This is a genomic window from Proteus sp. CD3, assembly GCF_008808075.1.
Classification (GTDB): Bacteria; Pseudomonadota; Gammaproteobacteria; order Enterobacterales; family Enterobacteriaceae; genus Proteus; species Proteus appendicitidis.
The window spans coordinates 2,150,767-2,169,340 of sequence record NZ_CP019686.1 but is presented as its reverse complement, the minus strand read 5'-3'; the positions used below and the strand labels follow the sequence as shown (position 1 = coordinate 2,169,340).

At 42.2% G+C, this 18,574-nt stretch carries 21 protein-coding genes; 6 read left to right on the top strand and 15 right to left on the bottom strand.

Going from position 1 to position 18,574, the window contains the following annotated elements; translation table 11 throughout:
• The first annotated feature begins 18 nt into the window (after positions 1 to 18).
• The 6 genes from flgG (at position 19) to flgL (ending at position 6,445) form a co-directional block, all read left to right on the top strand.
• The gene (gene flgG, locus BTA34_RS09870; protein ID WP_151435485.1) at positions 19 to 801 is read left to right on the top strand and encodes a flagellar basal-body rod protein FlgG; all 783 of its coding nucleotides are present in this window, start codon (positions 19 to 21) and stop codon (positions 799 to 801) included.
• Positions 802 to 864: 63 nt separating this feature from the next.
• Positions 865 to 1,608, top strand: coding sequence for a flagellar basal body L-ring protein FlgH (locus BTA34_RS09865; protein ID WP_023581820.1), 744 nt, complete (start codon positions 865 to 867; stop codon positions 1,606 to 1,608).
• Positions 1,609 to 1,622: 14 nt separating this feature from the next.
• Positions 1,623 to 2,729, top strand: coding sequence for a flagellar basal body P-ring protein FlgI (locus BTA34_RS09860; RefSeq protein WP_151435484.1), 1,107 nt, complete (start codon positions 1,623 to 1,625; stop codon positions 2,727 to 2,729).
• A complete protein-coding gene (gene flgJ / locus BTA34_RS09855; protein ID WP_151435483.1) occupies positions 2,729 to 3,715 on the top strand; it encodes a flagellar assembly peptidoglycan hydrolase FlgJ in 987 nt (328 codons plus the stop codon). Before BTA34_RS09860 ends, flgJ begins: the two co-directional genes overlap by 1 nt.
• A gap of 117 nt (positions 3,716 to 3,832) precedes the next feature.
• Positions 3,833 to 5,473, top strand: coding sequence for a flagellar hook-associated protein FlgK (flgK, locus tag BTA34_RS09850; RefSeq protein ID WP_151435482.1), 1,641 nt, complete (start codon positions 3,833 to 3,835; stop codon positions 5,471 to 5,473).
• Between the two features lie 27 nt (positions 5,474 to 5,500).
• Complete coding sequence (gene flgL / locus BTA34_RS09845) at positions 5,501 to 6,445, top strand: flagellar hook-associated protein FlgL (protein WP_151435481.1); 945 nt, start codon at positions 5,501 to 5,503, stop codon at positions 6,443 to 6,445.
• Between the two features lie 88 nt (positions 6,446 to 6,533).
• Here the strand turns inward: flgL and BTA34_RS09840 are convergent, their stop codons facing one another.
• From BTA34_RS09840 to fliF, 15 genes are all read right to left on the bottom strand, one after another.
• Positions 6,534 to 7,019 (bottom strand): GNAT family N-acetyltransferase, encoded by a 486-nt coding sequence (locus tag BTA34_RS09840; RefSeq protein ID WP_151435480.1) that lies wholly within the window; start codon positions 7,017 to 7,019, stop codon positions 6,534 to 6,536.
• Complete coding sequence (locus BTA34_RS09835; protein ID WP_151435479.1) at positions 7,007 to 7,273, bottom strand: DUF1778 domain-containing protein; 267 nt, start codon at positions 7,271 to 7,273, stop codon at positions 7,007 to 7,009. The genes BTA34_RS09840 and BTA34_RS09835 overlap by 13 nt, the downstream gene beginning before the upstream one ends.
• 133 nt (positions 7,274 to 7,406) lie before the next feature.
• On the bottom strand, positions 7,407 to 8,189 hold the full coding sequence (gene fliR / locus BTA34_RS09830) for a flagellar biosynthetic protein FliR (RefSeq protein WP_151435478.1): 783 nt from the start codon (positions 8,187 to 8,189) through the stop codon (positions 7,407 to 7,409).
• A 5-nt stretch (positions 8,190 to 8,194) separates the two neighbouring features.
• Positions 8,195 to 8,464 (bottom strand): flagellar biosynthesis protein FliQ, encoded by a 270-nt coding sequence (fliQ, locus tag BTA34_RS09825; protein ID WP_151435477.1) that lies wholly within the window; start codon positions 8,462 to 8,464, stop codon positions 8,195 to 8,197.
• Between the two features lie 15 nt (positions 8,465 to 8,479).
• Complete coding sequence (gene fliP / locus BTA34_RS09820) at positions 8,480 to 9,250, bottom strand: flagellar type III secretion system pore protein FliP (protein ID WP_151435476.1); 771 nt, start codon at positions 9,248 to 9,250, stop codon at positions 8,480 to 8,482.
• On the bottom strand, positions 9,250 to 9,696 hold the full coding sequence (gene fliO / locus BTA34_RS09815) for a flagellar biosynthetic protein FliO (RefSeq protein ID WP_151435475.1): 447 nt from the start codon (positions 9,694 to 9,696) through the stop codon (positions 9,250 to 9,252). The genes fliP and fliO overlap by 1 nt, the downstream gene beginning before the upstream one ends.
• A 3-nt stretch (positions 9,697 to 9,699) precedes the next feature.
• On the bottom strand, positions 9,700 to 10,110 hold the full coding sequence (fliN, locus tag BTA34_RS09810; RefSeq protein WP_023581830.1) for a flagellar motor switch protein FliN: 411 nt from the start codon (positions 10,108 to 10,110) through the stop codon (positions 9,700 to 9,702).
• Positions 10,103 to 11,134 carry a flagellar motor switch protein FliM gene (gene fliM, locus BTA34_RS09805; RefSeq protein ID WP_151435474.1) on the bottom strand — a complete coding sequence of 344 codons (1,032 nt, stop codon included), beginning with the start codon at positions 11,132 to 11,134 and terminating at the stop codon, positions 10,103 to 10,105. The genes fliN and fliM overlap by 8 nt, the downstream gene beginning before the upstream one ends.
• 5 nt (positions 11,135 to 11,139) lie before the next feature.
• On the bottom strand, positions 11,140 to 11,622 hold the full coding sequence (gene fliL, locus BTA34_RS09800; protein ID WP_006533151.1) for a flagellar basal body-associated protein FliL: 483 nt from the start codon (positions 11,620 to 11,622) through the stop codon (positions 11,140 to 11,142).
• Between the two features lie 177 nt (positions 11,623 to 11,799).
• A complete protein-coding gene (locus BTA34_RS09795; protein WP_151435473.1) occupies positions 11,800 to 13,203 on the bottom strand; it encodes a flagellar hook-length control protein FliK in 1,404 nt (467 codons plus the stop codon).
• A complete protein-coding gene (fliJ, locus tag BTA34_RS09790) occupies positions 13,203 to 13,649 on the bottom strand; it encodes a flagellar export protein FliJ (RefSeq protein ID WP_006533149.1) in 447 nt (148 codons plus the stop codon). The genes BTA34_RS09795 and fliJ overlap by 1 nt, the downstream gene beginning before the upstream one ends.
• 36 nt (positions 13,650 to 13,685) lie before the next feature.
• Positions 13,686 to 15,053: a flagellar protein export ATPase FliI gene (fliI, locus tag BTA34_RS09785; RefSeq protein WP_109396464.1), complete on the bottom strand. Its 1,368-nt coding sequence runs from the start codon at positions 15,051 to 15,053 to the stop codon at positions 13,686 to 13,688.
• Positions 15,053 to 15,772, bottom strand: a complete 720-nt coding sequence (gene fliH / locus BTA34_RS09780; RefSeq protein WP_023581834.1) for a flagellar assembly protein FliH — start codon at positions 15,770 to 15,772, stop codon at positions 15,053 to 15,055. Before fliH ends, fliI begins: the two co-directional genes overlap by 1 nt.
• A complete protein-coding gene (fliG, locus tag BTA34_RS09775; protein ID WP_109396462.1) occupies positions 15,765 to 16,763 on the bottom strand; it encodes a flagellar motor switch protein FliG in 999 nt (332 codons plus the stop codon). Before fliG ends, fliH begins: the two co-directional genes overlap by 8 nt.
• Entirely contained in the window at positions 16,760 to 18,487 is a 1,728-nt protein-coding gene (gene fliF, locus BTA34_RS09770) for a flagellar basal-body MS-ring/collar protein FliF (RefSeq protein ID WP_151435472.1), read from the bottom strand. Before fliF ends, fliG begins: the two co-directional genes overlap by 4 nt.
• Positions 18,488 to 18,574: the final 87 nt, after the last annotated feature.

Below are 18,574 nucleotides of genomic sequence, written 5' to 3'. Positions count from 1 at the left end.
TAGTGTAAGGGGAAAACCATGATCCGTTCTTTATGGATTGCTAAAACTGGGTTGGATGCACAACAGACAAACATGGATGTGATTTCCAACAACCTCGCAAACGTCAGCACTAATGGTTTTAAACGCCAACGTGCGGTTTTCGAAGATTTACTGTACCAAACAATTCGTCAACCAGGTGCCATGACATCAGAGCAGACGAATGCACCATCAGGTTTACAAATTGGTACCGGTGTTCGCCCTGTTGCGACTGAACGTTTACACAGCCAAGGTAACTTAGCGCCAACAAACGGGACTCGTGATGTGGCGATTAAAGGACAAGGTTTCTTCCATGTTCAGTTACCAGATGGTACAGACGCTTATACCCGTGATGGTGCATTCCAAATGGATCAAAATGGGCAATTAGTGACAACGAGTGGCTTCCAAGTTGTTCCAGCCATCATTTTGCCTGATACCGCCAAAAAAGTGATGATTGGTCGTGATGGTACTGTCAGTGTTGAGATAGACGGTGATCCGGCTCCACAACAAGTTGGGCAATTAACACTTACTACCTTTATTAATGACAGCGGATTAGAAAGTGTCGGTGAAAACTTGTACTTAGAAACGGCAAGTTCTGGCGCACCTACTGAGAATGCCCCAGGTATCAACGGCGCAGGCTTGTTGTATCAGGGATATGTTGAAACCTCTAACGTTAACGTAGCTGAAGAGCTGGTCAATATGATCCAGACTCAACGTGCTTATGAAATTAACAGTAAAGCGATTTCAACATCTGATCAGATGTTACAGAAACTAACGCAACTCTAATTTCGTTTGTTTATTAGCCTGACAGGATTTCCTGTCAGGCGTATTACTAAAAGAGTATCGAAGATGGATACAAAGGTCATTACTGACAATTCTGGGGCAAGAAAGCTTAGTGTCAGATGGCGTCGTCATCAACGTTTAGGTACCGCCCTGTTGGTACTGACACTGGCGGGATGCGCACATATACCCAAAAAACCGTTGGTAGAAGGTAACACAACGGCGGTTCCAACGGCACCAACAGCGCCTGCGCCTAATGGCTCTATTTTTCAGTCAGCTCAGCCTGTTTATTTTGGTTATCAACCGCTATTTGAAGACAGACGTCCTCGAAATATTGGTGACACGCTAACAATTACATTGCAAGAAAACGTGAGTGCAAGCAAAAACTCATCCGCAAATGCGAGCCGTAATGGCAAAGCAGGATTCCTTGCTTCGATCACACCAAGATTTTTGGAAGGATTGTTTGGTAATAGCCGTGCTGATATGGGAATGGAAGGAAACAGTGACTTTGGCGGTAAAGGTGGCGCAAACGCAAACAATACCTTTAAAGGCACCATCACTGTTACCGTCGATCAGCTTCTTGCCAATGGAAACCTGCACGTTATCGGTGAAAAGCAAATTGCTATCAATCAAGGTACTGAATTTATCCGTTTTTCAGGTGTTGTGAACCCAAGAACAATCAGTGGTGCTAATACCGTAAATTCAACCCAAGTTGCTGATGCTCGTATTGAATATATCGGAGACGGTTATATCAATGAAGCACAGTCTATGGGATGGCTACAACGCTTCTTCTTAAATGTATCACCTTTTTAATGAGTAGGGTCCAGATGAAAAAAATAGCGATGAGCCTTTTCTTTATCGTGATGACATGTGTCGGTTTTTCCGCTCATGCCGAACGGATCAGAGATCTCACCTCTGTTGAAGGGGTAAGAGAAAATGCGCTGATTGGTTATGGTTTGGTCGTGGGATTAGATGGAACGGGTGACCAAACAATGCAAACCCCGTTTACCACGCAAAGTCTGAATAACATGCTCTCTCAATTGGGGATCACCGTACCACCTGGCACCAATATGCAATTGAAAAACGTTGCAGCGGTAATGGTAACTGCAAAATTACCGCCTTTTGGTCGTACAGGGCAATCAATCGATGTTGTTGTTTCATCCTTAGGTAATGCAAAAAGCTTACGTGGTGGTACGTTGCTGATGACACCATTAAAAGGTGTTGATAATCAGATTTATGCTTTAGCACAAGGCAATATTATTGTCGGGGGAGCGGGTGCATCTGCGGGGGGGAATAGCGTTAAAGTTAACCAGTTAGCAGGTGGACGCATTAGCAGCGGCGCTATCATTGAACGTGAACTACCTTCGCAATTTGGTCAAACAGGTCTGCTGAATCTACAACTGAATGAAGAAAACTTCACTTTGGCACAACACATCTCTGATGCTGTTAATAAATTGCGCGGTGTGGGCACGGCGATCCCTTTAGATGCCCGTACAGTTCAACTACGTGTTCCTATTGGTAAAAGTGAACAAGTCCGCTTCTTGGCTGAAGTTCAAAACCTTGAAATTAAACGTGTAGTTGCAGATGCGAAAGTGATCATTAATGCAAGAACTGGTTCTGTTGTGATGAATCGTGATGTGACATTAGGAAGCTGTGCTATCGCTCAAGGGAACCTTTCCGTTACGGTTGATAGCCAAGTTAATGTCAGCCAACCTAATACTCCGTTTGCGGGTGGTAGTACGGTTGTAACTCGTAATACCAGCGTAAATATGAGTGAACAAGGTGGCTCATTACAACAAGTGAATGCAAGTGCAAGCTTAAACGAAGTTATCCGCACATTAAATGCACTGGGTGCAACACCAACAGATTTAATGTCAATTTTGCAAGCAATGGAAAGCGCGGGTTGCTTACGTGCGAGATTGGAGATTATCTGATGAAAGATTTATCTCTGCTTTCTTCAATGCCGACGATGTCAACGCCAGCATATGACAGTAATGCATTGAATAAACTTAAATATCAGGTTGGACAAAATACTGATCAACAAGGGCTGCGCCAAGTGGCGCAGCAACTTGAAGGTGTTTTCGTTCAAATGATGTTAAAGAGCATGCGTGATGCTATTCCTCAAGAAAGCATGTTCAACTCAGAAAGTACCAAGATGTACACCTCTCTTTATGATCAACAAATCGCTCAAGACTTATCACAAAAAGGCTTGGGCTTTGCTGACATGATAGAAAAACAACTTTCTGCCAAAGTTACGATGGACCCTAGTGAAATGGCGGGTAAAACGCCAATGCCATTAGATGGTAGCGATATATTTCAATCCATGCCAACGCAAGCATTGGGACAAATTTATCGTGCGATGCAGCCTTATCAAAATGCAGTTGAAAGTACGATTGGCAAGCTTAAGGGCTTATCTGAAAGCAGTGCTTCTTTTGCATCAAAACTGTTAGGGCCAGCAAAACAAGCCACAGAAGGTACTGGTGTACACCATCTTTTAGTTGTTGCTCAAGCCGCACTTGAATCAGGTTGGGGTAAACGTGAGATCCTAACTGGTGACGGTAAACCGAGTTATAACCTGTTTGGTATTAAAGCAGGAAATAGCTGGAAAGGACCTGTTACGAATATCATGACAACTGAAGTGATCGATGGTAACTCGGTTAAAATGCGTGACAATTTCCGTGTTTATGGCTCTTATGTTGAAGCTATTCAAGATTACCTCAGATTGATCACTGAAAGCCCTCGTTACGCTAAAGTACCTCAAGCCCATACCCCTGAACAAGCGGCTTACCGCATCCAAGAAGCAGGTTATGCTACCGATCCGGGTTATGCCAAAAAACTGGTTTCAATTATTGGCCAATTAAAAGGAAGTGGTGAGCAAGTTGCTAAAACTTATACTCACGATTTAAGCGACCTATTTTAATTATTTTCCCCTCAAGTTTAGAGGGGAAGAACCGATAATAAAGACCAGAGCATCCATTTAACTTGCCAGCTATGCTCCGTGCATACGGGTGATGACTAAACGTAAAAGGATAGACAAATGTCCAACAGTTTAATTAATACAGCGATGAGCGGACTTAATGCGGCACAAGCTGCGATGAGCACTGTGAGTAATAACATCGCTAACCAAAATGTAAAATGGTACAACCGTCAAATGACTGTGTTTAATGAAAACAGCGGTACGATGACCGGTAATGGTTATATCGGTAATGGCGTTAATGTTAGTCGTATTCATCGTGAATATAACGAATTCCTTGCCGGTCAAATGAACCGTGCAATGTCAAAACAAAGCGCACTGAATAGCTATACCCAAAATATCTCACAAATTAATGATTTGTTAGCAGATAAAGGGAATGACGTTTCGAGTGCGATTGACGAATTTTTTACCAGCTTACCGAATGTAACTAATAATGCAGAAGATAACCCAGCGCGTACAACGGTTATTGGTAAAGCGGAAGCTATGGTCAATATGTTTGCTAAAGCAGACCAATCATTGCGTGATTTAGAAAAAGATATTAATAGTCAGGTGACAAACACCTCTAAAAATATCAATGAATATACAAAACAAATCGCAAAATTAAATAACGAAATTAGCCGCTCTAAAGGCTTTAATGGCGCTGATCCTAACGATTTATTAGACCAACGCGACCGTTTAGTTCAAGAATTAAACACACTGGTTGATGTACAAGTGACTCAACAAGACGGTGGTTTTGTTAACGTCACATTTGCTAATGGTTTGCCATTAGTCTCTGGTACTCGCGCTTATGAAGTTTCAGCTATTCCATCTAATCAAAACAGCGAACGCCTTGTTATTGGTTATAGCAACGGCATTGATGAAATGCGTGAAGTGGATGCAAAACGCATTAAGGGTGGCGAACTTGGTGGTGCTTATCGTAGCCGTGAAGAGGTGTTAGATCCAAGCCGTAACCAATTAAACCAATTAGCGTTAGTGCTGGGTGATCAATTTAATAAACAGCATGAGCAAGGTTTTGATTTAAATGGCGACAAAGGTGAAAAATTCTTTGACCTTGGTGGCGCTCATGTTATGCCAAACGGCAAAAACAAAGGTAATGCCACCTTTGATGTGAAATACACTGACACTAAAGAAGTGAAAGCCGCTGACTATACGGTTAAATACGACGGCAGCAATTGGAATGTGACGGTAGAGCCGGGTGGTCGTAAAGTTGCAGCTAAAGTCGGTGCAACGGGCGAATTAGAATTCGAGGGGATGAGTATCAAAGTTAATGGTACACCACAAAAAGACGATTCTATTGTCGTTCAATCTGTGGGTAACGTGATTGCTGGTATGAAAGTTGCCTTGAATGATCCTAGCAAAATTGCGGCAGCAGGCTCTAAAGATACTGGCCCAAGCGATAACGAAAACATGAAAAAACTGTTTGAGTTACCTGATGAAAAAATTATTGATGGTAAAACAACAATTGCTGGTGGTTATGGCTCATTGATCAGTATGGTCGGTAATAAAGTGAATACCGCTCAAGTTGACTTTGATGCTCAGGTTTCTATTACTAAAAGTATTGTAGAACAACAACAGTCTGTTTCTGGCGTGAACTTGGATGAAGAGTATGGCGAGATGTATCGCATTCAAGAATATTACATGGCAAATGCAAAAGTTATTCAAACAGCAAACAGTATGTTTGATGCAATTATGCAAGTTCTCTAAGCCCTCATCAGAATAAGGAATATCACGGTGCGTTTAAGTTCAAATCAAATTTTTAGCCAGCGAGTGGACAATATCACTGGTTCGCAAAGTAAATGGATGACTGAAGGGAATAAAATTTCTAGCGGTCGTCGTGTTGAAAAACCATCAGATGATCCCATGGCGGCTTCTCAAGCGGTGATGGTGAAACAATCTGAATCGCGCAATCAGCAGTATGCGACAGCTCGTGGATTTGCCAAAAACAGCATGTCTTTGCAAATGAGCTTAGCAAGCCAAATGGTGAATATTACCACTAAAATTCAAGAAACACTGGTTGCAGCGGGTAATGATGCCACATTAAGCGACGAAGACCGTGCATCTTTAGCTGATCAATTAGAGGGTTTAAAAGACCAGCTAGTGGGTATTGGTAATACAAAAGATGGTGTGGGTCGTTATATTTTTGCTGGCTTCCAATCAGATAAACCACCTTTTGTTGCTGATGCAACAGGCAAAATCACCTATCAAGGTGGTGATAAGCAAATTACCCAAAAAGTAGATAGTAATATTGAAATGGTCACTAACTTTACAGGGATCGAAACATTACAATCTTCAGGTAGTAAAGGAACGGCTCCAGATATTTTTGAAGCATTAGATGGCGCTATTACTGCATTGCGTGAACCTTTAGCGGGTAAACCACAAGCTGATCGTGATGCTGCATTAGAGAAAATTGATGCTGCAAACCGTGTTAACCGTGCGACGCTAAATAATATTTCTAGTGTTGAGGCGAAGTTAGGTCTACAACTTCAAGAACTTGATAACTTAGATGATTTAGGTGCCGATACTTCTTTAAGAAATGCAAAACGTTTAAGCGAACTGCGTGAATTAGATTGGACACAAGCGATTTCAGATTATTACCAAGAAGAGTCTGTATTACAGGCTTCTTATAAAGTCTTTAACGACATGAAAGATATGTCGATGTTTAAGATGTACCGCTAATTATTTTAGTTTTGTCTTAAGACATTTTGATATCACCCCTGGTATTTATTTATCAGGGGATTTTTTTTATTGAATGCGAGAGGCAAGTTCATTTCTTTAATGCTAGAAATAAAGTGTTTTCTTGTGTTGAAGAGGCTTTAAAACCATTATGAAGATAAAACTGTTTTGCATTTTCTGTGAGAGAATGAACCATAATCGCTTTAACGCCAATATTTTCAGCAACATGATAACAACGTAAAACAGCATCTCTTAATAAATCAGCGCCAAGACCTTTTCCATGGAAAGAGATATCGACGGCAAGTCTAGCTAAAATGATAACAGGTATTGGATCTGACATATTACGACGAATCGAGTTGATGGCTTCAGTATGATTAACACTTCCTGTTGCTAAAGAATAATAGCCAACAACATAGTGGCTATTTTCTTTACAGACCACAAAAGTACGAGATGCACCCAATAATTGGTTTTTGAAACCTCTTTGCTTTATCCAGTTATCTAATACAATTTCACTACTATAAAAATCAGCGACTTCATGCGAACTTGATAACGGCTCAGGCGCTGTTACTTTTCCCATAATGGTTTTCTCATTAATAACTTTTCAAGAGCAGGGTCAATATCAACCGGTGCATCAATAATTTCTATAAATTCGGCATATTGAGCATCATTTAAATTAAAGGTTCGACGGTCTAAAATGACATCCTCAGCAGCTTGACATGCTGTTTCAAGAATAAAGTCAGTACGAGATTTATGGAGAATTTCAGCAGCAGTATCAATAAGAGCGCGTTGTGATTCTTTAGCGCGAATATTAAGTTGTACATCTGATTTCATATCACGTCTCCTTGTATAGCAAATGATATACAAGAATTGTAGAATAAATAAGCATTAATGGCTAGGGTGAAAACAGATTAATTTTAATGAGTGAGCTGAAAAATAAATAATTAAAAGTTAATAAGCTGAAATTTCAAGAAACCAACTGCTGTAATATCAATGTGATGCGATTAAACGTATCGCTAAAGACACGCTCTGTAAACACAGGTAATGCAGGCATGATCATGGATAATGCTAACATACCGATAGTCAGCGTAAGAGGGAAACCCACCACAAAGACAGAAAGTTGTGGTGTCATACGGTTTAGAATACCTAATGAAAGGTTGAGTACTAAAAGTAGGGTGATTAATGGCATGGCTAACATCATACCGTTAATAAAGATTGTGCCACCACTTTGAACTAAAGTGAGAATAGCTAAAGAGTTAAAGGTTTGATTTCCAATAGGAACAACATAGAACGTATCAACTAATATTGATATTAACCATAAATGCCCATCAAATACTAAAAATAGCAATATTGTTAACATATTAAAAATACGTGCCAGAATAGGCATATTAGGGCCACCTGATGGATCGACGAAGGTGGCAAATGAAAGCCCCATCTGTAAACCAATCACTTCACCAGCATGACGAACAGAAGCAAACGCCAACTGCATTGATAACCCTAGAATTGTGCCAATCAAAATTTGTTGCAACAGTACCCAAAAGGCAATAATCGAGAATAAAGGCACATTACTTTGCGGTAAGCCTGGTGCAACTAATGCGGTAATTAGAAAGGCGAGCGCAATGCGAAACTTTTTAGGCGTCTGCTTTTCACTAAAGATTGGCGCAGTGCTAAAAAGGGCGAGTATACGCACAAATGGCCAGAAAAAATCACTAATGTAGCCGTTAAGCATTTCACTGGTCAGGGTTATCATTGCTATTAACCAATCATCCCAGGAATGCTTGTAAATAAGTTATGCATATAATCAATAAGTAAACTTAACATCCAAGGACCCGCAACTAAAATAGCGGCTAATACAGCCAGGATTTTGGGAATAAACGATAATGTCATTTCGTTTATCTGTGTTGCAGCTTGAAGCATACTGATCACAAGACCGGTCACCAGAGCGGACAATAAAAGAGGGCCTGCTAGTGATAAAGCGATTTTCATCGCTTCAGTACCTAGTGCTAAGACGGATTCTGGTGTCATGGGATTACCTCAGCGCTAATTAAAAAAGCTTTGTGCAAGCGAGCCTAGTATTAATTGCCAACCATCAACTAAAACAAAAAGCATCAGTTTAAATGGCAATGACACTGTGGCTGGTGGCACCATCATCATACCTAACGCCATTAACACACTGGCAACCACTAAGTCGATAATAAGAAAAGGAATAAAAATCATAAAACCGATTTGGAAGGCGGTTTTTAGCTCACTCGTAATATAAGCCGGCACCAAAATACGCATTGGTACACTTTCGCGAGTTTCAAACGCAGGCGCATCGGCAAGACGAGCAAACAGCGCTAAATCAGTTTCACGAGTTTGTTGCATCATAAACTGGCGTAAAGGTTTAGAACCATTTTCTAAGGCTTGCTCGAAGGTAATTTGATCTTCAGTAAATGGCATATAGGCATCTTGATAAATTTTATCAAAAACTGGTGCCATAATGAAAAAGGTCATAAATAATGCCAAACCAAGAACAACTTGGTTTGGGGGAGCAGAAGGTGTACCTAAAGCATTACGTAATAATCCAAGGACAATAATAATGCGGGTAAAACTGGTCATCATCAGCAAAACAGCAGGAATAAACCCTAAAGCTGTAATGAAGATTAATGTTTGTACTGGTAATGACCAACTTTGACCACCACCCGGTAAAGACTGTGTAATAACACCCGGAAATTGGGCAAACGCACTGCTAGGTAATAAGATTAAAACCAGCACACTAGCGAAGAGACGCCAACGCTTTAATGCGTTAAAAAAAGTGACACACTGATGCATTATGAGTTGCCTTTATCTCGCTTTAGCGTTTTTTGTAATATTTGAGTAAACAATGGCGATGTTGGTGATGAGGTCGCTTCCTGCGAGGCTTTATCAGGGATGGGTAATTTATGCAGCAGATTTACCTGCGACGCAGTTACCCCTAATACGAGCCATTCCTGTTCTATTTCAACCACCACCACACGCTCTTTCGCACCTAATGAACAACTTGCTTTGACGTTAAGTTGTGCTGTCGTTCCTTTAAATGAACCACGGGTAAAACCAAAACGGCGAAATAACCACATAGCAACAATAATCAGAACGATAATGCCCGCAAGTGCCGTGCTAACTTGAGCAAGGCTTTGACCTACAGGCAACGGTTGTGTAGGTGTTTGAACAGTTTGTGTTGTAGCTGGTGCGGTAGTATTTACCGCACCTTGGCTGGAAAAGGAAGGAAGCTGTTCCATAGATTAACGGCTCAGACGACGCATACGTTCTGATGGCGTAATGATATCGGTAATACGAATACCGTATTTATCAGAAACAACCACAACTTCACCTTGAGCAATTAAATAGCCATTGATCAGAATATCAAGAGGCTCTCCAGCTAAACCATCGAGTGAAACCACAGAACCTTGTGACAGGCTAAGTAATTTTTTAATAGTCATTTTGGTGCGACCTAACTCTACTGTTAATTTGACTGGAATATCCATAATCAAATTGATGTCAGATAGATGGTTTAGTGCATCGTCTTCAGGCAAAAGATGTTCAAATAGATCGGAACTATTATCCTGGCTTTTCCCAGTTTGCTGTTCCATTGCATCAGCCCACATATCCTCAGCCGATTGTGAATTATCAGTTGGGCGATTTGCATCACTCATTGGTTTGTTCCTCATCCAGAGCGTTTAAAACAGGGTTAATTAGGTGTTCAACACGAAGGGCATATTGCCCATTTACTGTACCGTATTGGCTTGTTAATACGGGCACACCATCAACATGTGCAATCAATCTTTCTGGTTTATCAATCGGGATAACATCCCCTTTTTTAAGTGTTAACACTTTTGATAAACGCAGTGGGATGTCAGTAAAGTTTGCGACCAGTTCAAGCTCTGAATGCTGAACTTGGTTGACTAAACTATCTAACCAAACCCCATCTTCTTGACGAACATTTTCAATTGGTGGATTGATCAGTCGTTCACGTAATGGCTCAATCATGGCAAATGGAATACAAATACTAAATTCCCCAACCATTGAACCAATTTCTACCTGAAAAGGTGTCGTAACAACAATGTCATTCGGTGATGAGGTGATATTGGTAAATTTCACCTGCATTTCAGAACGAACATATTCCACCTGAATTTTGAATATGGAATCCCAAGCATCACGGTAGGCATCAAGTGCCAGTTTCAACATTTTGTTGATGATCCGCTGCTCTGTGTTGGTAAATTCACGCCCTTCCACAGGGATTGGAAAACGGCCATCACCACCAAACAGGTTATCTACCGCGATATAAACCAGATTCGGTTCAAAGGTAAATAATGCTGTTCCTCGTAAAGGTTTTAAATGCACCAAGTTAAGGTTTGTTGGCACAGGTAAATTACGAGCAAAGTCGTGATAAGGGTGAATTTTAACGCCACCAACAGTAATGTCAGGGCTACGACGGAGCATGTTAAACAGCCCCATACGGAATTGACGTGCAAAGCGCTCGTTAATAATTTCTAACGACTGTAAACGTTCTCGAACCACACGACGTTGCGTGTTGGGGTCATAAGGCTGAATATCCGGTTCATTCGGATCCTTCGCTATCGCAGGTTCCCTGTTCGCGCTTTTTTTGGCGTCGTCACCTGATGTGTCATCATTCAGCAGAGCATCAATCTCTGCCTGTGAAAGGATATTATCGCTCATAATGATTATCGCAGAATAAACGTGGTAAACAGTACATCGGAGAGGATCTGTTCAGATTCTCCCGGTACGAGAGTCGGTCTCAGCGTTTCTTTTACATCCGTCATTAGCTGGAGTTTTCCATTGTCTGTCGCGAGCTTATTAGCCTGTTGACGAGAAAGCAGTAATAACAAGCGGCTACGAACCTCAGGTAAATAATCATGTAGACGCTTACGAGTGTCTTCATTATGCAATCTTAATGTGATCCCTATATAGAGCACTCTGTCTAAGTGTTCTTCGTCATCAATTAGATTTACCGTAAAGGGTTCTAATGACATAAAAACGGGTGCTGGTATAACTTTTTGCTGACTTGTGCCCGCTGAACCTGATTTAGCATGCTTCAATGCCCACCAACTATATCCACCGAATGCCGCTGCAATAATGGCGATCACCAATAATACGATGATCAGAATTAAGCTATAGCTTTTACGTTCATTGCTGTAATTAGACATGGACAGTTAAATTCCTGTTTTGTAGTGGATACGTGTTCACTGTTGTGGACTTCCATATCCATCTAAATCAACCTTAATTATCCCGCTATTTCTGTTTTTTAATTGCAGAAACAGATAGGGAAAAAACCATTAACTCTTACGTTTATTGACATAGTGTCTCCTCCCAATACATTTGTATTAGGCGAAAATATCAACACCACCACGAGCGGATGCTAATTCTTGAGGCGTAAGGGTTATCTTTTGTAGTGCCGTTTCAGAGGCTAATTGCAGAGAATTACCCTCGCTTCCTTGATGATTATCGGCACCATCTCCACTAAATTGAGAGGAATCTGACATATTTTGTTGTTGCCAACTGTCATGAGTGTCGCTAGACACCTGACTTTGCGTGAGCTGGATCCCATTTTCAGAGAGGGCTTGACGCAATTGATGCATGGCATTTTCTAATACAGAACGAACTTGTCCGTTTTGTGAAGCAAGGTGTAACTGTGCTTGCCCATCTTCTATTTTCATGCGGATATGCAATGAACCTAGCTCTTCAGGGTGTAAACGTAGTTCTGCCTTTTGTAAGCCATTACGGCTAAACATCACAATTTGTTGGTTCAGTTGCTGTTGCCACTCTTGTGTTCCCACTTGTGCATTTAATACCTGTGTTGCCATCGGTGAAAATTGCATTTGTGGTTGTGTTGAAGAGTGAGCATGACCTGTAATGCTTTGCGAAGCCAAAGAAGAAGAGGTCGAAAGGGTGTTGTGAAGATCGCTTTCTACAGCGCGATTACTTGCCACCATTTGCTGAGCAACATTGTCCACTAATTTTGCATTCGTAACTTGCTTATCGCCGTTTAGCAATGCATTCACTTTTTCTGCCGTTGGCGTTAAAAGCGTGGCGATGCTATCGACTTTTTTCGCAGAAGGTTTTTCTGTTTGATTAGCACTAACAAGTATACTTTCTGTTGCTAATGTCGCTGTCTCTGGACGTAGCTGGGTTAACAAGGACTTTTCATCTGATTTTGATAGGTTAAGCTTGTCGGTAAGGTTGAAGTCCGACATATCGCTATCTTTTGAAATAGTACGTGCTAACGAGGTTAAATCTTCACCAAGTTTAACTGATTGAGGCTGTTGTAATGCTTGAGTCAGTTGTTCTGAGGGAAGGGTAAGTCGTTTTAATCCAGGTAGCCCTGCTAACTGAACAGGAAGTTCAGCCGCGAGTTCTTCCGCTGACATTAATAAAGACGGGTTCTTATTTTCAACGATAGCCGCAAATTGTTCATTATCCGGCAAAGTAAGAGTCAGTTGAGATTTCTCAAGAGATGGCTCTTCTATCACATTGGGTTCTGTGGTGACAGACACAAGATGACTACCGTCTTCTTTTGTTTTGTCTTCATCAGAGTGTGAATGTGCTTTGTTTTCTTTCGTTGAATGGTTTGTGATATTGGCTGTCTTTTTATCACTCTGTGCATTTTGGGGTTGAGAGCCCAAAAGCTGAGCAAATGTCGGGGCATTATCACCGGGCTGACTATTTGAAGCGGATGTCGTTCCCGGAGAGGCTGCAGCGACATCCATGGTCAGAAGCGTTATCTCCATCAAGTTGTTCTCCGTAAAGTACTACGCTGTGCGTACTCGTCCATTTGTTTCTGTTCAATACGATCAAGATGTCGCTTACGGCTATCTTCAGCCCGTTGCTCCAAAGTCTCAAATGCATTGAGTCGTTGCTGTTTTTCTCTCCATTGTTCAGTTGCAAGATCAAGCTGCGCCTGCCAATGTTGAAGTTGTTGTTTATGTTGTTCGATAGTCAATTCGAGCGTTTTGAGAAATTGTTGGTAGTTTTGCCACGATGCTGATGACATCCCACCTAAATTCAACGTTTCATTTAGACGTACACGGTATTCATCCTGATACCCAATCAACATATTGAGTTGCTGTTCCATTTGTTGATGACTCTGCCGGACCTGAGCCAGTTGAATAGCGGCTTGTTCAGCCGCTGTCTGTGCCAGTTCTCTCAGTGTCACTAAAGGTGACTGCTCCCGCATTGGAACCCTCTTTACTTTCTCTGATTATGTTCAGAATTAGTTTATTGTGATCAGTTGATTAAGTTGCTCACATGCACTTTGATAACTGCATTGCTCTTGGATATCTTGTTGTAAGAACTTCGCGAGGGATGGATAAAGCGCAATGGCTTTATCGAGCATAGGATCACTACCCGCAGCATAAGCACCTACGTTAATTAAATCGCGGTTACGTTGATAACTAGACAAAAGCTGTTTAAACACTTGTACGCGACGATAATGTGTTTTATCAATCAGTGATGTCATTGCACGGCTAATAGAGGCTTCAATATCGATAGCAGGGTAGTGCCCAGATTCTGCCAGAGAACGTGAAAGCACAATGTGACCATCTAAAATTGCACGCGCAGAGTCTGCAATTGGATCTTGCTGATCATCACCTTCTGTTAACACAGTATAGAAAGCCGTAATAGAACCGCCGCCATCAACGCCATTTCCCGCACGTTCGACAAGTGCAGGCAATTTAGCGAAGACAGAAGGTGGATAGCCTTTGGTTGCAGGCGGTTCACCTACAGCAAGGGCGATTTCACGTTGCGCCATACTGTAACGAGTGAGCGAATCCATAATCAGTAAGACATGTTTTCCGCGATCACGAAAATCTTCTGCAATACGCGTTGCATAAGAAGCACCTTGCATACGAAGCAGTGGTGATACGTCAGCCGGTGCGGCTACAACCACAGAGCGTGCTAAACCATCAGTACCGAGAATATTTTCGATAAAGTCTTTAACTTCGCGCCCACGTTCACCAATTAATCCAACAACAATGACATCAGCTTGGGTAAAACGCGCCATCATGCCTAATAACACACTTTTACCGACACCAGAGCCGGCAAAAAGCCCCATACGTTGACCACGACCCACGGTTAACAGTGAGTTGATTGCACGTACGCCTACATCCAGTACATCCGTAATCGGAGTACGTTGTAGTGGGTTGATAGGTGGCGTGATCAGAGGCGCACGATAACCGGTATCTGGTGGTGGTAAACCATCTAAAGGATAACCAGAACCATCTAAAACACGCCCTAACAGCGCATCTCCAAGAGGTAATTGGCGACCTTCATTTTCACCACCCGGTGTGGCTTGTGCATAAACACGCGCGCCCGGTGTTAATCCCTCGACTTCCTGTAAAGGCATTAACAACATTTGGCTACCGTTGAACCCAACGACTTCACTCTCAACTTCTTCAACAGTTTTACCAATGGTACGTTCTATTAAACACGTAGAGCCAAGGGGCATAACAAGCCCCTTAGCTTCCATGACTAAACCTGTTGCTCTGGTTAAACGACCATATTGACGTACACGCGGAATTTTATTTAAACGCGCTTCTGCATCACTGAGTTTTTCTAACCAACGCCCCAATCTTGCTGTCATTACAACGCCTCCGGAGCAGCAAGACGACAAAGCTCATGCCAACGAGTTGCAATCGTGGCATCAAGATCGCCATCATTTGTCACAACACGGCATCCACCAACATGAATACTGTTATCGGCAACCACTTTCCAACCATGAGCAGAAAGTGAATCACCCAGCTCTTTTTCAATTTGTGGAATATGTTTTGGGTTAACTCTTAACTGTGGATTGTTTGAGAACATTTGTTCTTGTTGCAACATTAAGGTTATTTGCGCCAGTAATGCAGACCCGTCACAAACAGCAGGTTGACCTAAAACTTCTTTTGCTGCTGTGAGGGCGATTTGCATTAAACGTGATGCAATAACACTGTCTAACCCATTTAAAGAGTGCCTAAACTCCGCTAACAATCCTTGCCATTCATTAATTAATGGTGATTGTTGAGCAATGCCTTGGCGAATACCTTCTTCAATACCTGATTGTAATCCAGCCTGATAGCCTTCCTGATAACCCTGGTTTTTCCCTGCCTCAAAGCCTTCAGCGTGGCCCAATTTCTGAGCCTTGTCTTTCATGTCATCAAGCATATTAATTTGCTCAAGAACTTTCTGTTGCTGAACAACTTCTTTTTCCTGTTTTTCGACTTCCTTTTCGTCTTCTGTCGTTTCCTCGACAGTTAATGCCCAATCAGTGAGTTCTTTGGGAACCCAAGGCTTCCAGTTAGTATCAGTATGTTTATCAGACATAGGTATCGTCTCCTCCATGAAGAACAACCTCTCCAGTCTCTGCTAATTTGCGTACCACAAGCAGAATTGCTTTCTGCTCTGCTTCCACTTGAGACATACGGACAGGGCCGCGAGAACTCAAGTCATCACGCATGATTTCAGCAGCACGTTGCGACATATTGTTGAGGAAGTGATCGCGCAGCTCTTGATCGCATCCTTTCAATGCCACAACCAAGGAGTCGGATTCCACTTCCTGTAGAATGCGCTGGATAGAACGGTTGTCGATATCGATAAGGTTTTCGAACAGGAACATTTCGTCGATAATTTTTTGTGCCAATTCGCCGTCGTAATCGCGAACCGCAGTAATGACATTCTCTTCTTGCTGGCTCTTCATCAAGTTGATGATTTCAGCAGCAGTACGAACACCACCCATTTTACTGCGTTTGAGGTTTTGACCATCAAGCAGGTTATTCAGTACTTCAGTTAACTCTGCTAATGCTGACGGTTGAACACCACCAAATGTTGCGATACGTAACATCACGTCATTACGTAATTTCTCATCAAACAGGGCAAGAATATCTGCCGCTTGACCCCGTTTGAGGTGAACCAAGATAGTTGCGATAATCTGCGGATGTTCGTCGCGGATAATATCGGCAGCCATTTGCGGTTCCATAAAGTTAAGTGTCTCGATACCCGTTGTTGTTTCACGAGTTTCAGAGATCTCATCTAACAGATTATTCGCACGTTCTTCACCCAAGGCTTTAACAAGAACAGAGCGTAAATAATCGTTCGCATTGACGTTCAATGCTGCGTATTGGACGGCGTCTTCTTCAAAACTTGCCATAACATCAATCAATTGCTGATTTGAGATCTGACGCATTGAAGACATTGCAATACTGAGCTGTTGAACTTCGCGAGTACTTAGATGTTTAAATACTTCCGCCGCTCGGTCTTCACCGAGTGTTAGTAACATAACGGCGCTTTTTTCGGTTCCAGTTAAGTTATTACTCATTGTTCTTTACTCATCCATTGACGAATGACCATTGCAACGACACGAGGATCTTTCTCTGCCATTTCACGGATACGTTGGCTCTGCAATTCGGCACTCACACGTTGACGTGCTTGTTTACGTCTTGCTTCGTCATCTAATTCTGTTTCATCAACATCATCTTTAACTTTAAGCTTGGTTTTCAGCACGGCTTTCTGTGCAGCAACTTCAGCTTCACGGCGTTTTTCAAGCTGTGGTTTCACCAGTTTGCGCCATAAGATCCATGCGATGATGACAAGTAATAACCAGCGACCTAAATCTAATGCTTTCGCAAGAATGTCTGGGTTTTCCCATACAGGAACGGTGATCACTTTCTCTTCAATATCGTTGAACTGCGAGTTCACGACACTTAAAGAGTCACCACGTTCTTGGGAATAGCCCATTGCTTCACGAACAAGCCCTTCAATTTGCTGAATTTGCTCATCAGTTAGCGGAACAAGTTTAGTTTCAACAACAGGCTCTTCGCCTTCAGCAGCTTCTTTCTTATCTTCAACTGTTTTGTAGTTCACGATAACAGCGACAGAAAGACGCTCAACATTACCTACTGGACGCTTGATATGGCGAATTCGGCGATCAACTTCATAGTTGGTTGTTTCATCTAAACGGCTATTACTGTTTGGATTACGCGTTAATGTGCGATTCGTGCCCGTTGCATTGGTGTCATCTGTTTTCTCACCTTCTTGCGCTTTTGGTGCTTCAATAGGCGCTTGTGGTGGAGCAACAGGTTGATTAGATAATGCACCAGGAACACCGCCAGCCAACATGCCACCATTTTGCTCACTTTGGCTCAATTGTTTTGAACGCACAGCGGCTTGATTTGGTGGTTGGTTTGGTTTGTACTCTTCAGCCGTCTCTTCTGTATGAGAGAAATCAACTTGAGCAGTCACCTGTGCATGAACGTTTCCACGACCCACAATTGGACCTAATAACGTTTCAATACGTTGCTGATAACGGTTTTCTAGCTCTTGAACATATTTCAGTTGGATAGAGTTAAGATCACGACCTAATGCATCAGGCTGTGTCAATAATTTGCCGCTTTGATCGACGATGGTCACGCTGCTATCAGGCATACCTGCAACACTGCTTGCAACGATATGCACGATGGCATTAATTTGACCTTCATCCAGCGCTCTACCCTGTAAAAGACCCACCGTAACGGATGCAGAAGGGGATTTCTGTTCACGAACAAAAAGAGATGGTTTTGGCAGTGCTAAATGAACTCGAGCATTCTGTACAGGACCTAAAGTCTCGATAGTACGAGCAAGCTCCCCTTCAAGTGCACGTTGATAGTTAATCTGTTCACTAAATTGGCTGATCCCGAACTTTTCTTTATCTAACAGTTCAAAACCGGCAGCACCGCCTTTTGGAAGCCCCGCTTGCGCGAGTTTCAGGCGTAATTCATGAACCTGATTGTCAGGCACCATAATCGCTGCGCCATTTTGTGACAAGCGATAAGGTACATTCATCTGTGTTAACTGTGTGACAATTTCGCCACCGTCTTTATCGCTAAGATTACTATAAAGCACTTTATAATCAGGGCTTTGTAACCATAAAAAAGCAGCAACAAAAATGGCAATAGCCGCCGAGCCCGCAATAATGAGCGGAATTTTCGGATCGGCTTTTATCCGGTTAATAATGGCGTTAAAACCTTTATTCTGGTTCACAACGTCGGTTTTTTCGGCATTCATAGACAATCCTTGCCTTGTAGTTCGGGATGAATACTAAAAGCGTGGCGTAACAAAACAGACTCCCCTTACGCAAATAAATAAACCTAC

What these genes read in the sequence shown, in the direction of transcription:
- flgG (WP_151435485.1), top strand. Translation starts at nt 19, where the DNA reads ATGATCCGTTCTTTATGGATTGCTAAAACTGGGTTGGATGCACAACAG.
- BTA34_RS09865 (WP_023581820.1), top strand. Translation starts at nt 865, where the DNA reads ATGGATACAAAGGTCATTACTGACAATTCTGGGGCAAGAAAGCTTAGT.
- BTA34_RS09860 (WP_151435484.1), top strand. Translation starts at nt 1,623, where the DNA reads ATGAAAAAAATAGCGATGAGCCTTTTCTTTATCGTGATGACATGTGTC.
- flgJ (WP_151435483.1), top strand. Translation starts at nt 2,729, where the DNA reads ATGAAAGATTTATCTCTGCTTTCTTCAATGCCGACGATGTCAACGCCA.
- flgK (WP_151435482.1), top strand. Translation starts at nt 3,833, where the DNA reads ATGTCCAACAGTTTAATTAATACAGCGATGAGCGGACTTAATGCGGCA.
- BTA34_RS09840 (WP_151435480.1), bottom strand. Translation starts at nt 7,019, where the DNA reads ATGGGAAAAGTAACAGCGCCTGAGCCGTTATCAAGTTCGCATGAAGTC.
- BTA34_RS09835 (WP_151435479.1), bottom strand. Translation starts at nt 7,273, where the DNA reads ATGAAATCAGATGTACAACTTAATATTCGCGCTAAAGAATCACAACGC.
- fliR (WP_151435478.1), bottom strand. Translation starts at nt 8,189, where the DNA reads ATGATAACCCTGACCAGTGAAATGCTTAACGGCTACATTAGTGATTTT.
- fliQ (WP_151435477.1), bottom strand. Translation starts at nt 8,464, where the DNA reads ATGACACCAGAATCCGTCTTAGCACTAGGTACTGAAGCGATGAAAATC.
- fliP (WP_151435476.1), bottom strand. Translation starts at nt 9,250, where the DNA reads ATGCATCAGTGTGTCACTTTTTTTAACGCATTAAAGCGTTGGCGTCTC.
- fliO (WP_151435475.1), bottom strand. Translation starts at nt 9,696, where the DNA reads ATGGAACAGCTTCCTTCCTTTTCCAGCCAAGGTGCGGTAAATACTACC.
- fliN (WP_023581830.1), bottom strand. Translation starts at nt 10,110, where the DNA reads ATGAGTGATGCAAATCGCCCAACTGATAATTCACAATCGGCTGAGGAT.
- fliM (WP_151435474.1), bottom strand. Translation starts at nt 11,134, where the DNA reads ATGAGCGATAATATCCTTTCACAGGCAGAGATTGATGCTCTGCTGAAT.
- fliL (WP_006533151.1), bottom strand. Translation starts at nt 11,622, where the DNA reads ATGTCTAATTACAGCAATGAACGTAAAAGCTATAGCTTAATTCTGATC.
- BTA34_RS09795 (WP_151435473.1), bottom strand. Translation starts at nt 13,203, where the DNA reads ATGGAGATAACGCTTCTGACCATGGATGTCGCTGCAGCCTCTCCGGGA.
- fliJ (WP_006533149.1), bottom strand. Translation starts at nt 13,649, where the DNA reads ATGCGGGAGCAGTCACCTTTAGTGACACTGAGAGAACTGGCACAGACA.
- fliI (WP_109396464.1), bottom strand. Translation starts at nt 15,053, where the DNA reads ATGACAGCAAGATTGGGGCGTTGGTTAGAAAAACTCAGTGATGCAGAA.
- fliH (WP_023581834.1), bottom strand. Translation starts at nt 15,772, where the DNA reads ATGTCTGATAAACATACTGATACTAACTGGAAGCCTTGGGTTCCCAAA.
- fliG (WP_109396462.1), bottom strand. Translation starts at nt 16,763, where the DNA reads ATGAGTAATAACTTAACTGGAACCGAAAAAAGCGCCGTTATGTTACTA.
- fliF (WP_151435472.1), bottom strand. Translation starts at nt 18,487, where the DNA reads ATGAATGCCGAAAAAACCGACGTTGTGAACCAGAATAAAGGTTTTAAC.